Source organism: Micromonospora sp. DH13 (genome assembly GCF_020873825.1).
GTDB lineage: Bacteria > Actinomycetota > Actinomycetes > Mycobacteriales > Micromonosporaceae > Micromonospora > Micromonospora haikouensis.
Genome location: NZ_JAHWGR010000007.1, coordinates 113,443 through 130,098, shown reverse-complemented (window position 1 = coordinate 130,098; position 16,656 = coordinate 113,443). Strand labels below are relative to the sequence as shown.

Below are 16,656 nucleotides of genomic sequence, written 5' to 3'. Positions count from 1 at the left end.
GCCCACCCGGTGCGGCCCCGGCCGAGCTGCTGCGTCGGCTGCGCGCGCGCACCGGCGGCGACACCGACCCGGTCACCCACGTCGAGCGGGTGCCGGCCCGGCCCGGCGAACAGGCACCGTGGCCGCAGTGGACCCCCGAGGAACTGCGCGCGGCGTTCGCCCGCCGCGGCGTCGTCGCGCCGTGGCGGCACCAGGCCGAGGCCGCCGACCTGGCGTACGCGGGCACGCACGTCGTCGTCGCCACCGGCACGGCGTCCGGCAAGTCCCTGGCCTACCAGCTTCCCGCGCTGGCCACCCTGCTCGCCGACCCCCGGGCCACCGTGCTCTACCTCGCGCCGACCAAGGCGCTCGCCGCCGACCAGCTGCGCGCCGTCGCCGGCCTGGAACTCGACGGGGTACGCCCCGCCACCTACGACGGGGACACCCCGCGCGCCGAGCGGGAGTGGATCCGCCGGCACTCCCGGTTCGTGCTGACCAACCCCGACATGCTGCACCACGGCGTCCTCCCCGGGCACGCCCACTGGTCGGGGTTCCTGCGCCGGCTTGCGTACGTGATCGTCGACGAGTGCCACACCTACCGGGGCGTGTTCGGCTCCCACGTCGCGCACGTGTTGCGCCGGCTGCGCCGCCAGTGCGCGCGCTTCGGGCGTACCCCCGTGTTCCTGCTGGCCTCGGCCACGTCGGGTGACCCGGCGACGGCGGCCGGGCGGCTCACCGGCCTGCCCGTCGCGGCCGTCACCGACGACGCCTCGCCGCGCGGCGGGGTGACCTTCGCCCTGTGGGAGCCGCCGCTGCTGCCCGGCGACCAGGCTCCCGGGGCCGGCGGCCAGGCGGGCGGGGCCGGCGACCTCGCGCCGGTGCGCCGGTCGGCGCTGCGGGAGACCGCCGACCTGCTCGCCGACGCGGTCGCCTCCGGCGTGCGCACCCTCGCCTTCGTCCGGTCCCGCAAGGGCGCCGAGGTGGTGGCCGCCACCGCGCGCCGCGCCCTCGACGAGGCCGTCCCCGGGCTCGGCGACCGGGTGGCCGCCTACCGGGCCGGCTACCTGCGCGAGGAGCGGCGCGAGCTGGAACGCGCCCTGCTGCACGGCGACCTGCTCGGCCTCGCCTCGACCAACGCCCTGGAACTCGGCGTCGACCTGGTCGGCCTCGACGCCGTGCTGATCTGCGGCTGGCCGGGCACCCGGGCGTCGCTGTGGCAGCAGGCCGGGCGGGCGGGGCGCTCCGGCGACGAGGCGCTCGCCGTGCTCGTCGCCCGGGACGACCCGCTGGACACCTACCTCGTGCACCACCCGGAGGCCCTGTTCGGCCGCCCCGTCGAGGCCACCGTGCTCGACCCGGCCAACCCGTACGTGCTCGCCCCGCAGCTCGCCTGCGCGGCGGCCGAGGCCCCGCTCACCCCCGCCGACCTGGACCTCTTCGGCGACGGCGCGAAGGAGGCCGTCGACTCGCTCGTCGCGGCGGGCGCGCTGCGGCAGCGGCCGACCGGCTGGTACTGGCGGCACCGCGAACGCCCCGACGTGGACCTGCGCGGCGAGGGCGGCGCCCCGGTCTGCGTGGTCGAGGCGGCCACCGGGCGGCTGCTCGGCACCGTCGACGGCGGATCGGCCCACTTCCTCGTCCACGCCGGCGCGGTCCACCTGCACCAGGGCGTGTCCTACGTGGTCGACTCGCTGGACCTCGACGACGGGTGCGCGCTGGTGCACCCGGAGGAGCCCGACTGGTCCACCCACGCCAGGGACGTCACCTCCCTCACCGTGGCGTCAATCCGCTCGTACGTCGACGCCGGGCCCGTCGGGCTCTTCCTCGGCGAGGTGGACGTGACCAGCCAGGTCGTGTCGTACCAGCGACGCCGGATCTCCTCCGGCGAGGTCATCGACACCCGCCCGCTGGACCTGCCGGCCCGCGAGCTGCGCACCGTCGCCGTCTGGTTCACCCTCTCCCCGGAGTCGCTGGCGGCGGCCGGGGTCGAGCCGGCGGACGTGCCCGGGGCGCTGCACGCCGCCGAGCACGCCGCCATCGGGCTGCTGCCGCTGATGGCCACCTGCGACCGGTGGGACATCGGCGGGCTGTCGACGGCGCTGCACCCGGACACCGAGGCCCCCACCGTCTTCGTCTACGACGGGCACCCCGGCGGGGCGGGTTTCGCCGAGCGGGCGTACGGCACGGCCGCACAGTGGCTGCGGGCCACCCGCGACGCGATCGCCGAGTGCGGCTGCGAGGCGGGGTGCCCGTCCTGCGTCCAGTCCCCGAAGTGCGGCAACGGCAACAACCCGCTGTCCAAGCCGGGCGCCCTCCGGGTGCTCGACGTGGTGCTGGCCAACCTGCCCGCGCCGGGGGCCGCGCTGCCCCGGCAGGGTGACCGACGCTCCGAATAGCCGGCGTGCCGGACGGGCCGGTATCGGAAGGCGTGCATGACCGAAAGGCCTAGTGGGCATTGATGCATGGGAGCGCTTCCATGTCAGGCACCCGCCCCACTACCCTGAGATCGCCGTTTCCAGCCGCCGGAGGAGGAGTCGTGGCCGACACCATCGCCGAGACCGTCGACCTGCTCTACACCATCGACCAGGAACACCTCACCCCCGACCAGCAGATCGCCCTCGGTGCCGCCATGGCCACGCTCGCCCAGGCGGAGCGGCTGGAACAGATCAACGAGCGGCTGCGCGGCATCCACCAGGTGCTCAACGCGTGGGCGCTCAAGGCCACCGTCGACGGCGGGCGCTGACGGCTGCCAGCGGGCCGGCGGCCGTCAGCCGGCGGGGCGGGTGCCGGCGGGCTGTGCGAGTGTCGGTTCGCGGGCGGTTGTCGGCCGCCGGGCGGTTGTCGGCGGGCTGTGCGAGACTCCGGCGACCCTTTGGAGGAAATCTCATGCAGCTCGACACCTTGCAGCACCAGCAGCAGTTCCACGTCCGGCAGCGAATCCGGATGATGGTCAACCAGTACGAGGTCCACTCCGTCGCCCCCGACGGCTCGGAAGGCGGACTGCTGGCGTTCGCCCAGCAGAAGCGGCTGGCGTTCAAGGAACAGGTCACCATCTACACCGACGACAGCAAGCAGCAGCCGCTGCTCGGCTTCAAGGCCCGGCAGCGGCTGGACCTCGGCGCCACGTACGACGTGACCGACCACGCCGGCACCCCGATCGGGCTGTTCCGCAAGGACTTCGCCCAGTCGCTGCTGCGGTCCACGTGGCACGTCGAGCAGGCCGGCCTGCCGCAGATCACCGGCCAGGAACGCAGCATGCCGGTGGCGCTGCTGCGCCGGTTCGTCGACTCGCTGTCCTGGCTGCCGTACCACTTCGACTTCACCGCCGGCGGCCAGCCGGTGTTCTCGGTCATCAAGAAGTGGGGCCTGCGCGACCGGTACGTCGTCGAGGTGCACAACCCGCAGATCGACCGGCGGCTCGTGATCGCCATGGCGATCGGCCTGGACGCTCTCCAGGGCCGCTGACCCGGGGACGCTGCTGGCCCGACGTCATCCCGGTCCGACGGCCTTCGGCCCCGCCGCTGGCTTTCGGCCCCGCCGCCGGCCTTCGGTCCCGGCTCCGCTGAGCGGCCGGGGCCGGGCCGGGACGGCCCACACCACCACTCCCATCTGCTCGGCCAGGCGCAGGACGTCGGCCGGGCCGGGTCCAGGGCCACGGCAGCAGGCGGGAACGCGACGCTCCGCCGGCGGGGTGGGAGGCCACTCCTTCCCTGATCGAGCACGATCTTGTTGCCTGCCCGCCCGCTCACACCTACGCCGAGGCCGGGTGAGCGACTTTGGCACAGGTGCCAGGAGGAGGTCAGCGGGCGCTCATGCAGATCGGTGGGCCGACTCCGGCAAGACGAGCACCGGCAGGCCGGCGCTCAGGCGCGGGAGATGTGGATCAGCCGGTAGTTGGGGCTGTGCCGGGTCTGGAGCGGCACTCGGGTCCGGTCGAAGTCCGGGTTTCCGAGCTCGACCTCGGTGCCCTCCGGCACGTTGAACTCCCTGACGGTGAAGGTCAGGGGCACGTAGCCGGGCAGGCTGGCGTTGCCGCTGTTGACCCTGTTGATGCCGTCGATGACGCCCTGCGCAAACCCCTGGCCGGGCTCGTTGTCGGTCAGCACATAGGCATGGCTTGCGGCCCCCATCACCTCGTCGAGGCAGGAAGCGAGGTCGTTCGGCGGCGCCAGCTTCGTCCACGGCCCTGGGTGCGGCACGAAGATGTCGGTGTGCGGCACGTGGTTGCCGAACGCGGTGATGGACGCCTGGTGAAGCATCACCGCGTTGGCGGGCACGCCGACGCTCGCAAGCGTGGATTGCGCCGTCGGCGTCATGTCCGGGTCGTAGGCCGACACCTGGCCGCGCTGGCTCGCGAGGTCACGCAGGAAGTTGGCCTCTCCCCGGCTGACCACGTTGATCCCACCGGTCAACGTGTTCCGCACCACCGCCAGCGCCTCCTCGACGTGGTACCACTCGTCGTCGTCGGCCAGCGTCTGCAACTGGGCGATCATCGTCTGGGGAAGGCCCGCGAACGCCGGATAGGTGGGGACATCGTTCGACTCCAGCAGGGTGGGGTCCGCCGGGTCCCCCGCAGCGATCATCCGCTGGACCGCCGGCGCTCCGACCTCGTGCCCGCCGGTGTCCGCGTCGTGCTGCTCCGATTCGGCGGCGGGGGACGGAGGTGCCGCTGACAGCGCCCTGGCCGCGGTCTCCTCGGCCTCCCGCTCGAACCGGTCGGACGGGTCGCTGATCCGCAGCCCGTCGCCGTGATCCGTGCCGTCCACCGCGCCCAGGCGCTGCTGGACGACGTGGGTCAGCTCGTGGGCGAGGGTGTGCCGGTCGGCACCGCCCTGGCCGATCACCACGTGGTTGCCCGAGGTGTAGGCCCGTGCCCCGATCTCGCCGGCCGACTGCTCCGCCGCCGTGCCGGTGTGCAGCCGGACGTCGGAGAAGTCGGCGCCGAGCCTGGCCTCCATGTCGGCCCTGGTCGTCTCGTCGAGCGGTGTCCCCGCGGAACGCAGCACCTCCGGCACCGTCGACCGTTGGACCGGCTGCCCTCCGGCCAGCAGGCGGCCGACCTCGGCGTTGCCGATGGCGCGCTGGAGCGCCGGCAGCGCGGCCGGCGTGAGGGCGTCCGGCCCCAGGTCGGCGTAGGCCGGGTGGGCTGCCGCCGGTTCCGCGTCCCGGACGGGTCCCGTCAGGGACGCTGAGCCCAGCCGGCGCTGCCGATCCGGGTCCTGCCGTGCGTGCATGATCGTCTCCGTTCGACGGGCTCCGCGGGACCGGTTCGGACGGGTGGGGCCTGGCTCGGGCGACGAGCCGGCCGGGACGAGCCGGGCGATCTTCGTCATCCCACCTAAGCGCGCGGAAGACCGCTCCGCGAGAGCCGCCGGGGCACACCCGTTGCCCCTGAGGGCGCGCGCCGCGCTGTCGATGCGTCATGCCCTGACCGGGCCGGCGCGGGCGGTCGCCATGGCGACCCGGGTGAGGCCGGGCACCGGCGTGACGGTCACCTCCGTCGCCACCACGGCGTCCAGCCCGTCGAGCCGGCAGCCGGTCAGCCGCGCCCCGTTGGCCCGCGCGACGGCATCGGCGGACGCGCAGGCCACCTCGCCGCCGGTGAGCGCCTGCGCCGCTGCGGCGAGCGCGGCGAAGTCCGCCGCCACCGCGGCCCGCTGGCGCGCGACCCGGGCAGCCTCGACGGCCGCGCCGAAGACGCCGACGATCACGAACACCAGCCCGACGGCGAGCAGACACACGGTCGCCCCGCCCCGATCGCCGCCGCACCGCCGACCCACGGTCGTCCCGCTCGTCTCGGCCCCGCCGGACCGCCCGTTGCCCGGAGCGCTCGCTGCGCGGGCCGGTGCGCCCAGGGTGACTGAGCGGGTCCTCACGACTGCGGGCCCGGGGCGCCGGGCTCGACGGCGGCCACCGCCGTAGCGGTCACGGTGATGAGGGGCAGCCGAGCGCCGAGGGCGCGCACGGGTGCCCGTACCGACGCGGTGACCCTTTCGCCGCCCACCGAGACCGAGACGTCGGCTCCGGCGGGTGCCGCCGCCTCGCCCGCCGCGACGCCGGGCTGGCCCCGGGAGGCGGCGAGCGCCGCCTCCCGGGCCGCCCCGAGGCAGCCGGCCTGCGTCGCCACCGCGTTGACGGCGGTGAGACCGGCGAGCAGGAGCAGCAGCAACGCCGGCAGGCCGGCGGCCATTTCGGCCGTGAACGACCCACGCTCCCGGGGCCGCCGGAGTCGACGCCGCCGCGCCCGACGACCACGTCGACCGGATGCTGGCTGCCGCTCCGGCGTACCCCGATCGCGCACGGCCTGCCGGCGGGGCGTCACTTCAGTGCCCGGTCGATCACGGCGGTCAGCGCGGACTGGACGTTGCCCGAGGTCAGCACCTTGAGCAGGATGCCGGCGAACGCGACGGCGGCGAGGGTGCCGACGGCGTACTCGGCGGTGTTCATGCCGGCGTCGCCGCGCAGGCGGACGAGCAGCTTTCGCATGTGTGTTCCTTTCTCGACTTGTCGCCGCGCGGCCGGTCGGCCGACGGCGCTCAGAGCACGTCGCCGAGGACGGCGACGATCACCGGCACCAGGCCGGCGAGAATGAAGGCCGGCAGGAAGCAGAGCCCCAGCGGCAGCACGATGAGGACACCGGCCCGGCGGGCGGACGCCTCGGCGGCGGTCGAGCGGTCGGCGCGCAGGTCGTCGGCCAGGCGGGTCAGCGCGCCGGCGAGGGCGGCACCGCTGCTCGACGAGCGCAGCGCCGCCGCGGCCAGCCGCTCGGCCCCCGGTACCGCAGCGAGATGCGCCCACGCCTCCTCGGAGCCGCCGCCGAGGAGCAGGGTCCGGCCGACCCGGCCGAGGCGGTCCCCAAACGGTCCGCCGAGCGCTTCGGCCACCGCGAGCACCGAACGGTCGACGGGTGCCCCGGCCCGCATCGCGGACGCGAGAAGGTCCGCGGCGAGGGGCAGGTCGGCGGCCTCCCGCAGCCGCCGCTCCCGGGCGACGCGCGGCTCGATCCGGCGCAGTCCCCGGTCCGCCACGACGGCGGCGAGGGCGCCGCCGAGCAGTCCCGACCAGCCGCCCAGCACGATCAGGACCGCCGCCCCGGCCAGCCCTGCCCCGAGGCGTACCGGGTCGGGCCACCACGCCGGGCGCGACCGCCCGGCAGGCTCGTTCCGCCGGCTCAGGCCGCGCAGCCGCCGGGCGGGGTCGGCCCGCGTACGGACGGACAGGGCGAGCACGGCCGCCACGGCGAGACAGCCGGCGGCCAGCGCATGGCGGGACATCAGCGGCTCCCGTCCGGTGCCGCGCCGAGCCGTTCGGCCCAGAACAGGCCCGCGAGCTGGAGAACGACGGCCGCCACCGCGCAGCCACCACCGACGGGGGTGTGCAGCAGGACCGCGACGGGGTCGACGCCGACCCCGTACCCCAGCCCGATGCCGCCGAGGGGCAACGCGGCGAGGAGCCAGGCGGTGGCCCGGCTCCCGGCCGCCTGCGCTGCGGCGGCCGCGAGTCCCCGATCGGTGGCCCGCGCGTCGGCCTCGATGCGTTCCAGCAGGTCGGCGAGGGGTGCCCCGGTCCGGTCGGCGAGCTGAACCGCCGCGCGGGCCAGCCGCCCGAGCCGGTCGGCGGCTGCGGGGTCGACGGGCAGCGAGGCGGCGGCCGTCAGCACCGGAACGCCGGCACGCAGGTCCGCGGCGAGGGCGCAGAGCTGGTCCAGGCTGCGCCGCCGCGCGAGCTGCGCCTGCCGGACCAGCCGCCTGCGGAGCAGACCACGTACGGCCAGCGCCCCGTACGCGCCGACCACCACGGCGGCCACCGGCCCGGCCAGTACGGCACCGGACGCCGCACCCGCCACGCCCCCGACCAGCGGGGTCCGCCGAGGCGAGGCCGACAGCCAGGCCGGGACGTGCAGCGACCGGAGACCGGCCACCGACAGCCGGGCACGCCCACCGCCGCCCGCCCCGTCGCGCGGCGGAACCGTGGACGGGCCCGGGTGGGGCGGCGTCTCGGATCGGAGCAGGGCGCCTGCCGGCCTGCGCGGATCACGCCGACCGGGCGGGCCGGACCGTCCGCCGGGCTCCGCCGGACCGTAAGCGCCAGCGGGGCCGACCGAGGGACGGTGACCGGTCGGACCGGGCGAGGGACGGTGACCCGCCGGGCCGGACGAGGGACGGTGACCCGTCGGGCCGGACCGGCTGGAGGGCGGGCCCGGGGTGCAGGGGCCGACGGTGGCCCAGGCCGGTCGGGCACCGGACGGCGCGGGGTCCCGCACCGGCCGACCGGCGTCCGGCGCGCCGGCTCCCCCCGCCGGGTGCGGGGGCGGTTGCCCGAGCAGCGCGCGTCTCCTGGCCCGGCTGCTGCGCATCGGCCACACCACGGCCGCAGCGGCGGCGACGAGGAGGGCGGCCACCAGCCACTCGGTCGTGCTCACCCGGGCTCCCCGTGGCGGGCAGGGGCCCCGGCCCGGCCGTCCCGTTCGGTGCCGCCCCGCCACGCCTCACCCAGGACCGACGGGACGGGCACGTCCCGCTCCCGCAGCAACACGCCGAGGGCCTGCGCGGCGGGACCGGGGCCGTGGCCGCGTACCCAGGCGGGGACGACCGTGACGAGGCGGTCCGGGCCGTCCGGAAGCAGCAGGCAGACCGACTCCAGGACGCGGCCCCGCGCGCCCCGGCGGACCTGGAGCAGCACCTGGAGCGCGGCGGCGACCTGGGCGTGCAGCGCGGCCCGGGGCAGCCCGCCCAGCATGCCGAGCGCCTCCAGCCGGGCCGGTACGTCCGAGGGCGCGTTGGCGTGCAGCGTCCCCGCGCCGCCGTCGTGGCCGGTGTTCAGCGCGGCGAGCAGGTCGACGACCTCCCCGCCCCGGCATTCCCCGACGACGAGCCGGTCGGGGCGCATCCGGAGCGCCTGCCGCACCAGGTCGCTGAGCCCGACCGCGCCGGCACCCTCCACGTTGGAGGTGCGGGCCTGCAGTCCGACCACGTGCGGATGCAGGGGGCGCAGCTCGGCGGCGTCCTCGACCAGCACGATCCGCTCGTTGCCGGGGACCAGCCCGAGCAGGGTGTTGAGCAGGGTCGTCTTGCCGGAGCCGGTGCCGCCCACCACCAGGTACGCGAGCCGGGCGGCCACCACGGCGGCGAGCACCGGGGCGACCGGCCGGGGCACGGTGCCCTGCCGCACGAGGTCGTCCAGGGTGAACGGGCGCTGCCGGAAGGTGCGCAGGGACAGGTAGGGCCCGTCGGTGGCCACCGGGGGCAGCACGGCGTGCAACCTCGTGCCGTCCGGCAGCCGGGCGTCGGCGTACGGGGAGCCGTCGTCGAGGCGACGGCCGGCTCCGGCGGCGAGGCGCTGCGCCAGGCGGCGTACGTCGTCGACGGTGCCCACCGGCACCGCGACCTGGTGCAGGCCCTGGCCCCGGTCGACCCACACCCGGTTGCCGTTGACGAGAACGTCGGTCACCTCCGGGTCGGCGAGCAGGGGTGCCAGCGGGCCCGCGCCGACCAGGTCGTCGTGCACCCGGCCGGCGATGCGCAGCACGGCGGTGTCGCCGAGGACCGCCGCCGCCGGCTCGGCGCGGACGGCGGAGACCACCGCCGCCGGCGTGACCGGGGCGGCCGTGGCGGCGAAGCGCTGCCGCACCCGGCTGGCGATCTCCTCACCGTCGGCGTGGCCGTTCACGCCGCACCCGGCATCGGGACGCCGGTCAGCTCGCCGACGATCCGCTGGCAGAGCGCGGCGAGGGGGCCGCGCCCGTCGGCGGCGGGGGCCTCCCCGCGCTCCAGTCCCCGGCACAGCCCCGGCTCGGGGCGGAGCGTGCCGGCCAGCGGCAGGCCCAGCGCGCGGGCGACTTCGACGGCCTTGAGCCGGCCCGGCGCCGGGCCCCGCACGACGACGGACAGTTGGGCGCAGTGCGGGGCGGCGGCCGCCGCCACCCGGGCCGCCGCAGCGGTGGCCCGCAGCTCGGCCGGCACGACGAGGAACGCCTGGTCGGCGGCCTGCAACGCGAGCACGGCCGGGTCGTCGAGGTGCCGGGGCACGTCGACCACGACGAAGTCGCGCCCGCGTCGGGCCGCGTCGAGGGTGGCCGCCATGGCCGGGGCGGGCAGCGGCAGGGGGTCTCCCCGGTCCCAGGAGAGCACCACCAGGTCGCCGCGGCTGGGCAGGGCCCGCACCAGTGCCGGCGGGTCGACCCGGCCGTCGGCGTCGGTCAGCGCCGGCCAGCGCAGCCCGTCCAGTTGTTCCCAGCCGAGCACCAGGTCGAGTCCGCCGCCGAGCGGGTCGGCGTCGACGAGGAGGGTGCGCAGCCGGGCCCGGGCGGCGGTGACGGCCAACCCGCCGGCGAGGATGCTGGCTCCGGCGCCGCCCCGGCCGCCGAGCACCGCGACGACCCGGGCCACGCCGTCTCCGGCGCGGTCCGGCGCGCACTCGGCGAACCGGTCCACCAGCCACGGCTCGGCGGCCGGCAGCGTGGCGACGTGTTCGGCACCGATCAGCTCGGCGATCTCCCAGCCGGGGTCCAGTTGCCCCGTCCGGCCCACCAGGACCATGCGCGACCGGCGCGGCAGTCGCGCCCGCAGGCAGGGCTGGGCCTGGTCGTCGCCCACCAGCACCAGCGGCGCCGGTGACCACCGGGACCGGGCGGCGGCCGGGTCCGCGGCCACCTCGACCTCGGTGCCGCCTGCGGCGGCGAGCCGGAGCAGGTCGTCGAGCAGGCCGTCGTCCGAGGTCACCACCAGGGGCAGTCGGCGGCGCGGTGGGAGCGGGGTACGGGGTGGTGGCATCGCGGCCTCCAGCAGTTGGGCTCGGGGGTGCTGCCGGAGAGCGTGCCGGGTGGGGCCCGGACCGGCCGCCCACGATGGCTTCCCTGTGGACAACCGGGGGCACTGTGGACAACGCCCGAAAGCCCAGTGGATCTGCTATGGCGGGCCGGAGCGGCGCAGGTCGGAGGGGTCGGCCGCGGCAGGCGCGTGGGTTCCGTCGCGCGCCCCGCGCCCGAATATGCCGCCGGCCCGGGTGCCCGATGGACGGCCGGGGCAGAATTCCCCCCGGCAACCATTGACCTTGGGGAACCCATTTCGCATAATTCGGTCCTCCGTGCCGCTGTTTCGAGCGGCACCGTGCGCGGATCGGGGCCATGACCCACTCAAACGATTTCGACGATCGGCGCAGGCTCGACATCTCCAGGGGCACCGGGGAAGGCGCCGGGACGGCGGCGCGCCTGCGCATCGGCGGCTGGGTGCCGCCGTCGGTGGAGCGCGCGGCTCTGCCGTCCGCGCCCTACCAGGCGTTTTCCGTCGGGGACGGCTGGACCGGGGCGGGGCCGGGGGCGGCACCGGCCGCCCAGCCGGCGTCCGCGCCGTCGAGACGCGCCTACGGCAGCGAGGGGCCGCAGCTGGCCCTCGTGCTGACCTCCGTGGCGGTCGGGCTGGTGGCCACGCTGGTCATCACGCTGCTTCCGTTGTTCAACGCCTACCAGCCGTACCAGCCGGGGCCGATCGCCCAGGAGCCGATCCGGGTGGGCCTGCCCACCGACAGCGCGACGCCCACCCCCACCCTCTCGCCGGCGTTGGGGTCGCTGTCGAACCGTGCCTCGTCGTCGGCCCGGGCTTCCGCGTCGAGCCGCCCGTCGACCGGGCGGCCCCGCGACACCGGCCCGACCCCGACCACCCGCGCGACCACGAGCCGGCCCGCCCCGGCGACGACCGGGCCGCGGCCGCAGCCCACCCAGGCGGGTACGGCGGAGCTGCAGGCGCTTCCGCCGTCTGCGGAGTCGCGCCTGCGGTCGACCAGCGGCGGTCGCTCGACGTACGTCGACTTCGTCAACGCCCGGCGCGAGCGGGTCGTCGTGTACTGGCTCGACTGGGACGGCCGCCGCCGGCAGTACCGGACGCTGGGGCCGGGCGAGTCGTACCGGCAGCAGACCTATGTCGGGCACCCGTGGGTGGTCACGAACGACCGGGGGTGGGCGCTGGCCTGCTTCCAGCCGGAGCCCGAGACGCGTCGGGCCGTGGTGCGCTGAAACGACGGTGGCTCACCGTCGCGGCATCAGCCACGGCGGTGAGCCACCGCACCTCGCTAGTTGGCGACGAGGCGGAACTGCTGGTTGGCCTGCCCGTGGCAGTCGTAGAGCTGGACCTGCTGCCCGTTGCCGGTGCCCCACACGTCGAGGCAGCGGCCGGACTGGACACCCGAGATGGTGCCGTTGGAGTTGACGTTCCACTGCTGGTTGGCCTGGCCGTTGCAGCTGTAGATCTGGACCGCCGCGCCGTTGCCGGAGCCGTTGGCGTCCAGGCACTTGCTGCCGTAGACGGTCAGTTGCTTGCTCGCGGTGTACGTCCACTGCTGGTTGCTCTGGCCGTGGCAGTCGTAGAGCTGCACGCGGGTGCCGTCGCTCTGCGACACGTTGGGCACGTCGATGCACCGGCCCGACTGGCTGCCGACGATCCGGTTGGCGCCGCCGGACGGCGGCGGCGTGGTCGGCGTGGCGGTCGGCGTGGACGTCGGGCCGCCGGTCGGGCCGGGGCCGGCGGCGTTGAGGGCGTTGAGGACCGAGGTGTACGCGGCCTTCTTGTTGCCTCCACCGTCAAACAGCAGCGGGTTCTCGCCTGAGCGCCAGGAGTCGCTGTCGCGGACGCCCCAGACGGTGATGCCGATGCAGCGGGGCACGTTCAGGCAGGCCTGGGTGAGGCCGGCGTACTGGGTGGTGGAGGCGTTGGTGACGTCGACCTCGGTCAGCGCCACGTCGACGCCGAGCGCGGCGAAGCTGGACAGGGTGGTCTGGAAGTTGCTCGGCAGGGAACTGCCGCCGGTGAAGTGGGTCTGCAGGCCGACGCAGTCGATCGGCACGCCACGGGACTTGAAGTCCTGGATCATCCGGTAGACGCCCTGCGTCTTGCCGTAGCTCCAGTTCTCGATGTTGTAGTCGTTGTAGCAGAGCTTGACCGACGGGTCGGCGGCCCGGGCGGTGCGGAACGCCACCTCGATCCAGTCGTTGCCGGTGCCCTGGAGGTTGGAGCTGCGGCGGCTGCCGTCCTCGTTGAACGCCTCGTTGACCACGTCCCACGCGGCGAGCTTGCCCTTGTAGTGGGCCATCACGCCGTTGATGTGGTTGATCATGGCGGTGCGTAGCGCGCTGCCGCTCAGGCGCTGCATCCAGCCCGGCTGCTGGGCGTGCCAGGCCAGGGTGTGCCCCCGGACCTTCAGGCCACGTTGGGTGGCCCAGTTGTAGATCTGGTCGCCGGCCGAGAAGTTGAACTGGCCCTGGTTGGGCTCCGTCGCGTCCGGCTTCATCTCGTTCTCGGCCGTGATCATGTTGAACTCACGCGCCGCGATGGTGCTGTACGTGGAGTCGTTCAACCGACCCCCGGCGATGGCGGTGCCGAAGTAGCGGCCCGACTGCGCCGCCGCGGCCCCCAGCGTGGTGGCGGCCTGGGCCAGGCTGGGCACCACCAGCGCCGCACCGGCCAGCACCAGCGCGCTGGCGGCGGTGGCCACCACCGCGCGGCGGCGGCCGTTGCTCAGTAGACGTTTCATGACACTCCTTTGCATATCCATCGACGATGCGCAAAGTTGGAAGGAAGCGCGGATTCACGGCCCATTTCCGAAACTTTCGGAAACTGCCGTAACTGGACTGCAACATACCCGCAACCGGGTGATCGGTCAACGTCGATGGCCAACCGGCGCAAGGCCAGCACGGTCCCACCGCTCCACCGTGCTCACGGCACGCCGGAAGCCCGCCAGGCGGCACGACCCCTGCCGGGCACGGCGATCCCGCCGCCAGAAGCCGAAACTTTCGGCGCGCGGCGCGGGGCAAGGGCGAGGCCGCGCGGCGCGGCGCAAGGCACGGGGCCGCGCGCCTCGGCTCAGCCGAGAGCGGTGTGTTGCGGCGGGAACCGCAGTTCGAGTTCGACCGTCTGCACCGCGTCCTGGCTCACCGTGATCGGCTCGGGTCGGCCGGTCCAGTAGCCCTGGGCGAAGTCGACGCCGTAGCTCTTCAGGTGCTCGACGGTCGCGTCGTCCTGCACGTACTCGGCCGCGACGCGGATGCCGAGCGTCTGGCACAGCTCCACGAGCTTCGACACCACGGCCTGGTCCGCCGGCGACCGGCAGAGGTCGACGATGAACGTTCCATCGATCTTGACGAGGTCCACCGGAAGGTACTTCAGGTGCGCGAGCGCGCCGTATCCGGTGCCGAAGTCGTCGAGCGCCAGGTGGCAGCCCGCCGCCCTGATCCCCCGGGCGAACGCCAGCGCCTCGTTTCGGTTCTCGATGAGCGCCGTTTCGGTGATCTCGAACGTCAGGCGTTCCGGCTTGACCCCGTACCGGTCGATCGCCTCCGTCACGAAGGTCAGCAGTCCCGGGTCGGCGAGGGACTTCCCCGAGATGTTGACCTGGTAGTGGGAGGTCTGCGCGCCCCGGCCGATGAACTCCAGGGCGTGGTCGACGACCCACTTGTCGACCGCGAGGATCTCGCCGACGCGTTCGGCCATGTCGAGGAAGGCCACCGGCGCGACCGGCTCCCCGGTGTCGCTGCGCACCCGCAGGAGGATCTCGTGGCGGGTGACCTGGTTGAGGTTGAGGTCGACGATGGGCTGGGCGTAGAGGGCGAACCTGCTGGCCGAGACCGCGTGCCGGACACGGGAGCGGCACCGGGCCGTCCGCTCGCCGTCCGCGACCGGCTGGTCGAGCACGACGACGGAGGCGGTGTCGCGGCGCGCGTCCCGGGCCGCGTGCTCGCCGTCGACGAGCAGGTCGAAGCCAGTGGCGAGCACGCCGCTGCCGAAGCGCACCACGCCCGCCGAGGTGTTGAGCCGCAGGGTGTTCTGCCGGATGCCGAACAGGTGGTTCCGGAACGTCTCCACGATCCGGGCCGCCAGGCTCTCGGCGGCCTCCGCGCGCCCGTCGGCCGGCGCGAGAAGCACCCCCCACAGTCCGGAGCCGACCAGACCTGCGGTCACGTCGTTGCCGACGACCGTGCGCAGCAGCCGGGCGACCGACGCCGTCAGGCGGTCGCGGTCGGCGTCGGTGAGCGCGTCCGGCAGCCGGGTGGCGGGTTCGGTCGCGACCACGACCAGGGCTCCGCCGGTGGTACGGCGGGCCCGGTCGACCTCGTCGATGACGTACCCGCGGTTCGGCAGCCCGGTGAGGCCGTCCAGCACGGCCAGGTCGGCACCGAGCATCTGGCTCCGGATGGCGAGCCGGCGGCGTTCCTGCCGGGCGAGTTCGAGCGCGGTGACGTCTTCGCCGGTCACGATGATCCCCGACGGTTCGCCCTCGCGGGTGGTGATCTCCAGGTGGCAGTGCACGTGGCGGATGCTGCCGCCGGGCTGGACCACCCGGAAGCCGACCTCGCCCGGCCGGCACCGCGTCCACGCCGTCCGGACGGCCCGGCGGACCCGCTCGGCGTCGGCGGGATGGACGAGCCCGAACAGCGTCTCGGGCGTGAGGCGCAGTGTCCCCGGTGCCTGCCCGAAGATCATCGCCATCTCGTCCGACCAGTGGAGCCGGCCGAGGCCGTCCCGCCCGCCGGCCACCCAGGTGATGGTGCCCAACTTCGCCGACTGGGCGGCGCGCGCGACCCTGGTCGCCTCGTCGACGTCCCAGGTCAGCGGGTCGACGAGGGCGGTGTCGACCATGATCTTGTAGCCCTCGGCGAGCGAGAGGTCGTACCGGCTCTGCGCCGCACGCGCGACGCGGCGCGCGCGGGCGAGTTCCAGCGGGCTCGGCCTGGTCTCGGCCAGCGCCAGGATGTCATCGAGGTCCACGACGTGCTCCCTGCCGCCGGTGGCCGTCCGGGGCGACGTAGCCGGCCTCCTCGGCCAGCTCGCGCAGCCCTCGCCTCGCGGCGACCTTGTAGGAGCGGACGCTGTTCTCGGTCAGCCCGAGAATGCGGGCGATCTCCTGGTTGGAGAAGCCCTCCTGCGCCATCTGGAACACCTCGGCGTGCCGTGCCGGGAGCCGGTGCAACCAGCCCCGCAGCAGTTCCTGCGCCTCCCACACGTCGGCGATGTTCGAGTGCGGCGCCGTCGGCAGGTCCTCCGGTGCCATCGCGGCCTCCCGCAGGTGCCGCTGGTGGTCCTTGCGGATCTTGTGGCGCGCCGTGACGATGATCCAGCCGATCGGCCGGTCGTGGACGCGCAGCTTGGACCACTGGACGCGCCCGTGCAGGTACGCCTCGTTGAGCGCGTCCTCGACCACCTCGCGGTCCCGGCACGCCGACCTGAGGATCCGCTCCACCTGGTGGTAGGAGGCTTCGGTGAACGCGGCGAACTCCTGGTCGTGCGCGGCCTTCATGCGTGCGGCCTCCGCCTCGCGCGTCGCCTCGCAGTCGACCTGCTCCGGCGTCAGGGCGGCGGTGCCCTCGAACTCGATCACGCCGCCTCCCTGGCGGCCTCGGAGTTCGGCCCGCCACGGCCGCTCAACTCCACCTCGCGGTGCCCGTCGCGGTCGCGCTCCACGATCCGCACCACGTCGTGGTCGGCCTCCGCGAGCCTGGTCAGCCACGTGACCCGGGCTGTCGTACGTGTCGTCAGCTCCCGTTCCTGCTGTATCCGGGCCCGGTACGCGACGCAGGCGCGCACCAGGCCGGCCAGTACCCCCGCGACGGTGACGGCCACGGCCATCACCTGGAATCCGGTGAGCGGTTCCGCCAGCGCTTCGTTCATCGTTCCCCTGCCCCTCTCGGTC

15 protein-coding genes and 1 pseudogene are annotated in these 16,656 nt (G+C 74.9%); 4 read left to right on the top strand and 12 right to left on the bottom strand.

Annotated elements, in window-relative coordinates; genetic code table 11:
• From LPA42_RS09480 to LPA42_RS09470, 3 genes and pseudogenes are all read left to right on the top strand, one after another.
• Positions 1-2,375: pseudogene (locus LPA42_RS09480) on the top strand (DEAD/DEAH box helicase); the annotation flags it as partial.
• 140 nt (positions 2,376-2,515) lie between these two features.
• The gene (locus LPA42_RS09475) at positions 2,516-2,722 is read left to right on the top strand and encodes a hypothetical protein (protein WP_043961488.1); all 207 of its coding nucleotides are present in this window, start codon (positions 2,516-2,518) and stop codon (positions 2,720-2,722) included.
• Positions 2,723-2,865: 143 nt separating this feature from the next.
• Positions 2,866-3,444, top strand: coding sequence for a hypothetical protein (locus LPA42_RS09470; RefSeq protein ID WP_077935705.1), 579 nt, complete (start codon positions 2,866-2,868; stop codon positions 3,442-3,444).
• Between the two features lie 398 nt (positions 3,445-3,842).
• Here LPA42_RS09470 and LPA42_RS09465 read toward each other — a convergent pair whose 3' ends face one another.
• The 8 genes from LPA42_RS09465 to ssd form a co-directional block, all read right to left on the bottom strand.
• Complete coding sequence (locus LPA42_RS09465; protein WP_077935704.1) at positions 3,843-5,213, bottom strand: DUF4157 domain-containing protein; 1,371 nt, start codon at positions 5,211-5,213, stop codon at positions 3,843-3,845.
• Positions 5,214-5,399: 186 nt separating this feature from the next.
• Positions 5,400-5,759 (bottom strand): Rv3654c family TadE-like protein, encoded by a 360-nt coding sequence (locus LPA42_RS09460; RefSeq protein WP_228986490.1) that lies wholly within the window; start codon positions 5,757-5,759, stop codon positions 5,400-5,402.
• 92 nt (positions 5,760-5,851) lie between these two features.
• A complete protein-coding gene (locus LPA42_RS09455; protein WP_077935703.1) occupies positions 5,852-6,169 on the bottom strand; it encodes a TadE family type IV pilus minor pilin in 318 nt (105 codons plus the stop codon).
• 128 nt (positions 6,170-6,297) lie between these two features.
• Complete coding sequence (locus tag LPA42_RS09450; protein WP_077935702.1) at positions 6,298-6,465, bottom strand: DUF4244 domain-containing protein; 168 nt, start codon at positions 6,463-6,465, stop codon at positions 6,298-6,300.
• A gap of 50 nt (positions 6,466-6,515) precedes the next feature.
• The gene (locus tag LPA42_RS09445; protein ID WP_077935701.1) at positions 6,516-7,253 is read right to left on the bottom strand and encodes a type II secretion system F family protein; all 738 of its coding nucleotides are present in this window, start codon (positions 7,251-7,253) and stop codon (positions 6,516-6,518) included.
• Positions 7,253-8,401: a type II secretion system F family protein gene (locus LPA42_RS09440; protein ID WP_228986489.1), complete on the bottom strand. Its 1,149-nt coding sequence runs from the start codon at positions 8,399-8,401 to the stop codon at positions 7,253-7,255. The genes LPA42_RS09445 and LPA42_RS09440 overlap by 1 nt, the downstream gene beginning before the upstream one ends.
• Positions 8,398-9,648, bottom strand: coding sequence for a TadA family conjugal transfer-associated ATPase (locus LPA42_RS09435; protein WP_077935700.1), 1,251 nt, complete (start codon positions 9,646-9,648; stop codon positions 8,398-8,400). Before LPA42_RS09435 ends, LPA42_RS09440 begins: the two co-directional genes overlap by 4 nt.
• The gene (gene ssd, locus LPA42_RS09430) at positions 9,645-10,700 is read right to left on the bottom strand and encodes a septum site-determining protein Ssd (RefSeq protein ID WP_198956422.1); all 1,056 of its coding nucleotides are present in this window, start codon (positions 10,698-10,700) and stop codon (positions 9,645-9,647) included. The genes LPA42_RS09435 and ssd overlap by 4 nt, the downstream gene beginning before the upstream one ends.
• Positions 10,701-11,104: 404 nt before the next feature.
• Here ssd and LPA42_RS09425 point away from each other — a divergent pair, with 404 nt between their 5' ends.
• Positions 11,105-11,989 carry a hypothetical protein gene (locus LPA42_RS09425; protein WP_077935698.1) on the top strand — a complete coding sequence of 295 codons (885 nt, stop codon included), beginning with the start codon at positions 11,105-11,107 and terminating at the stop codon, positions 11,987-11,989.
• A 56-nt stretch (positions 11,990-12,045) separates the two neighbouring features.
• Here LPA42_RS09425 and LPA42_RS09420 read toward each other — a convergent pair whose 3' ends face one another.
• The 4 genes from LPA42_RS09420 to LPA42_RS09405 all read right to left on the bottom strand — a co-directional run bounded on the left by LPA42_RS09420 (position 12,046) and on the right by LPA42_RS09405 (position 16,634).
• The gene (locus tag LPA42_RS09420) at positions 12,046-13,503 is read right to left on the bottom strand and encodes an endo-1,4-beta-xylanase (protein ID WP_198956419.1); all 1,458 of its coding nucleotides are present in this window, start codon (positions 13,501-13,503) and stop codon (positions 12,046-12,048) included.
• 329 nt (positions 13,504-13,832) lie between these two features.
• Positions 13,833-15,734, bottom strand: a complete 1,902-nt coding sequence (locus LPA42_RS09415) for an EAL domain-containing protein (protein WP_077935696.1) — start codon at positions 15,732-15,734, stop codon at positions 13,833-13,835.
• Positions 15,721-16,344 (bottom strand): RNA polymerase sigma factor, encoded by a 624-nt coding sequence (locus tag LPA42_RS09410; protein WP_228986488.1) that lies wholly within the window; start codon positions 16,342-16,344, stop codon positions 15,721-15,723. The genes LPA42_RS09415 and LPA42_RS09410 overlap by 14 nt, the downstream gene beginning before the upstream one ends.
• Positions 16,341-16,634: a hypothetical protein gene (locus tag LPA42_RS09405; RefSeq protein WP_077935695.1), complete on the bottom strand. Its 294-nt coding sequence runs from the start codon at positions 16,632-16,634 to the stop codon at positions 16,341-16,343. Before LPA42_RS09405 ends, LPA42_RS09410 begins: the two co-directional genes overlap by 4 nt.
• Positions 16,635-16,656 lie beyond the last annotated feature (22 nt).

Bases quoted from the DNA above. Each gene is read 5' to 3' on its own strand.
- LPA42_RS09405 (WP_077935695.1), bottom strand. From the start codon at position 16,634: ATGAACGAAGCGCTGGCGGAACCGCTCACCGGATTCCAGGTGATGGCC.
- LPA42_RS09465 (WP_077935704.1), bottom strand. From the start codon at position 5,213: ATGCACGCACGGCAGGACCCGGATCGGCAGCGCCGGCTGGGCTCAGCG.
- LPA42_RS09425 (WP_077935698.1), top strand. From the start codon at position 11,105: ATGACCCACTCAAACGATTTCGACGATCGGCGCAGGCTCGACATCTCC.
- LPA42_RS09455 (WP_077935703.1), bottom strand. From the start codon at position 6,169: ATGGCCGCCGGCCTGCCGGCGTTGCTGCTGCTCCTGCTCGCCGGTCTC.
- LPA42_RS09420 (WP_198956419.1), bottom strand. From the start codon at position 13,503: ATGAAACGTCTACTGAGCAACGGCCGCCGCCGCGCGGTGGTGGCCACC.
- LPA42_RS09470 (WP_077935705.1), top strand. From the start codon at position 2,866: ATGCAGCTCGACACCTTGCAGCACCAGCAGCAGTTCCACGTCCGGCAG.
- LPA42_RS09445 (WP_077935701.1), bottom strand. From the start codon at position 7,253: ATGTCCCGCCATGCGCTGGCCGCCGGCTGTCTCGCCGTGGCGGCCGTG.
- LPA42_RS09450 (WP_077935702.1), bottom strand. From the start codon at position 6,465: ATGCGAAAGCTGCTCGTCCGCCTGCGCGGCGACGCCGGCATGAACACC.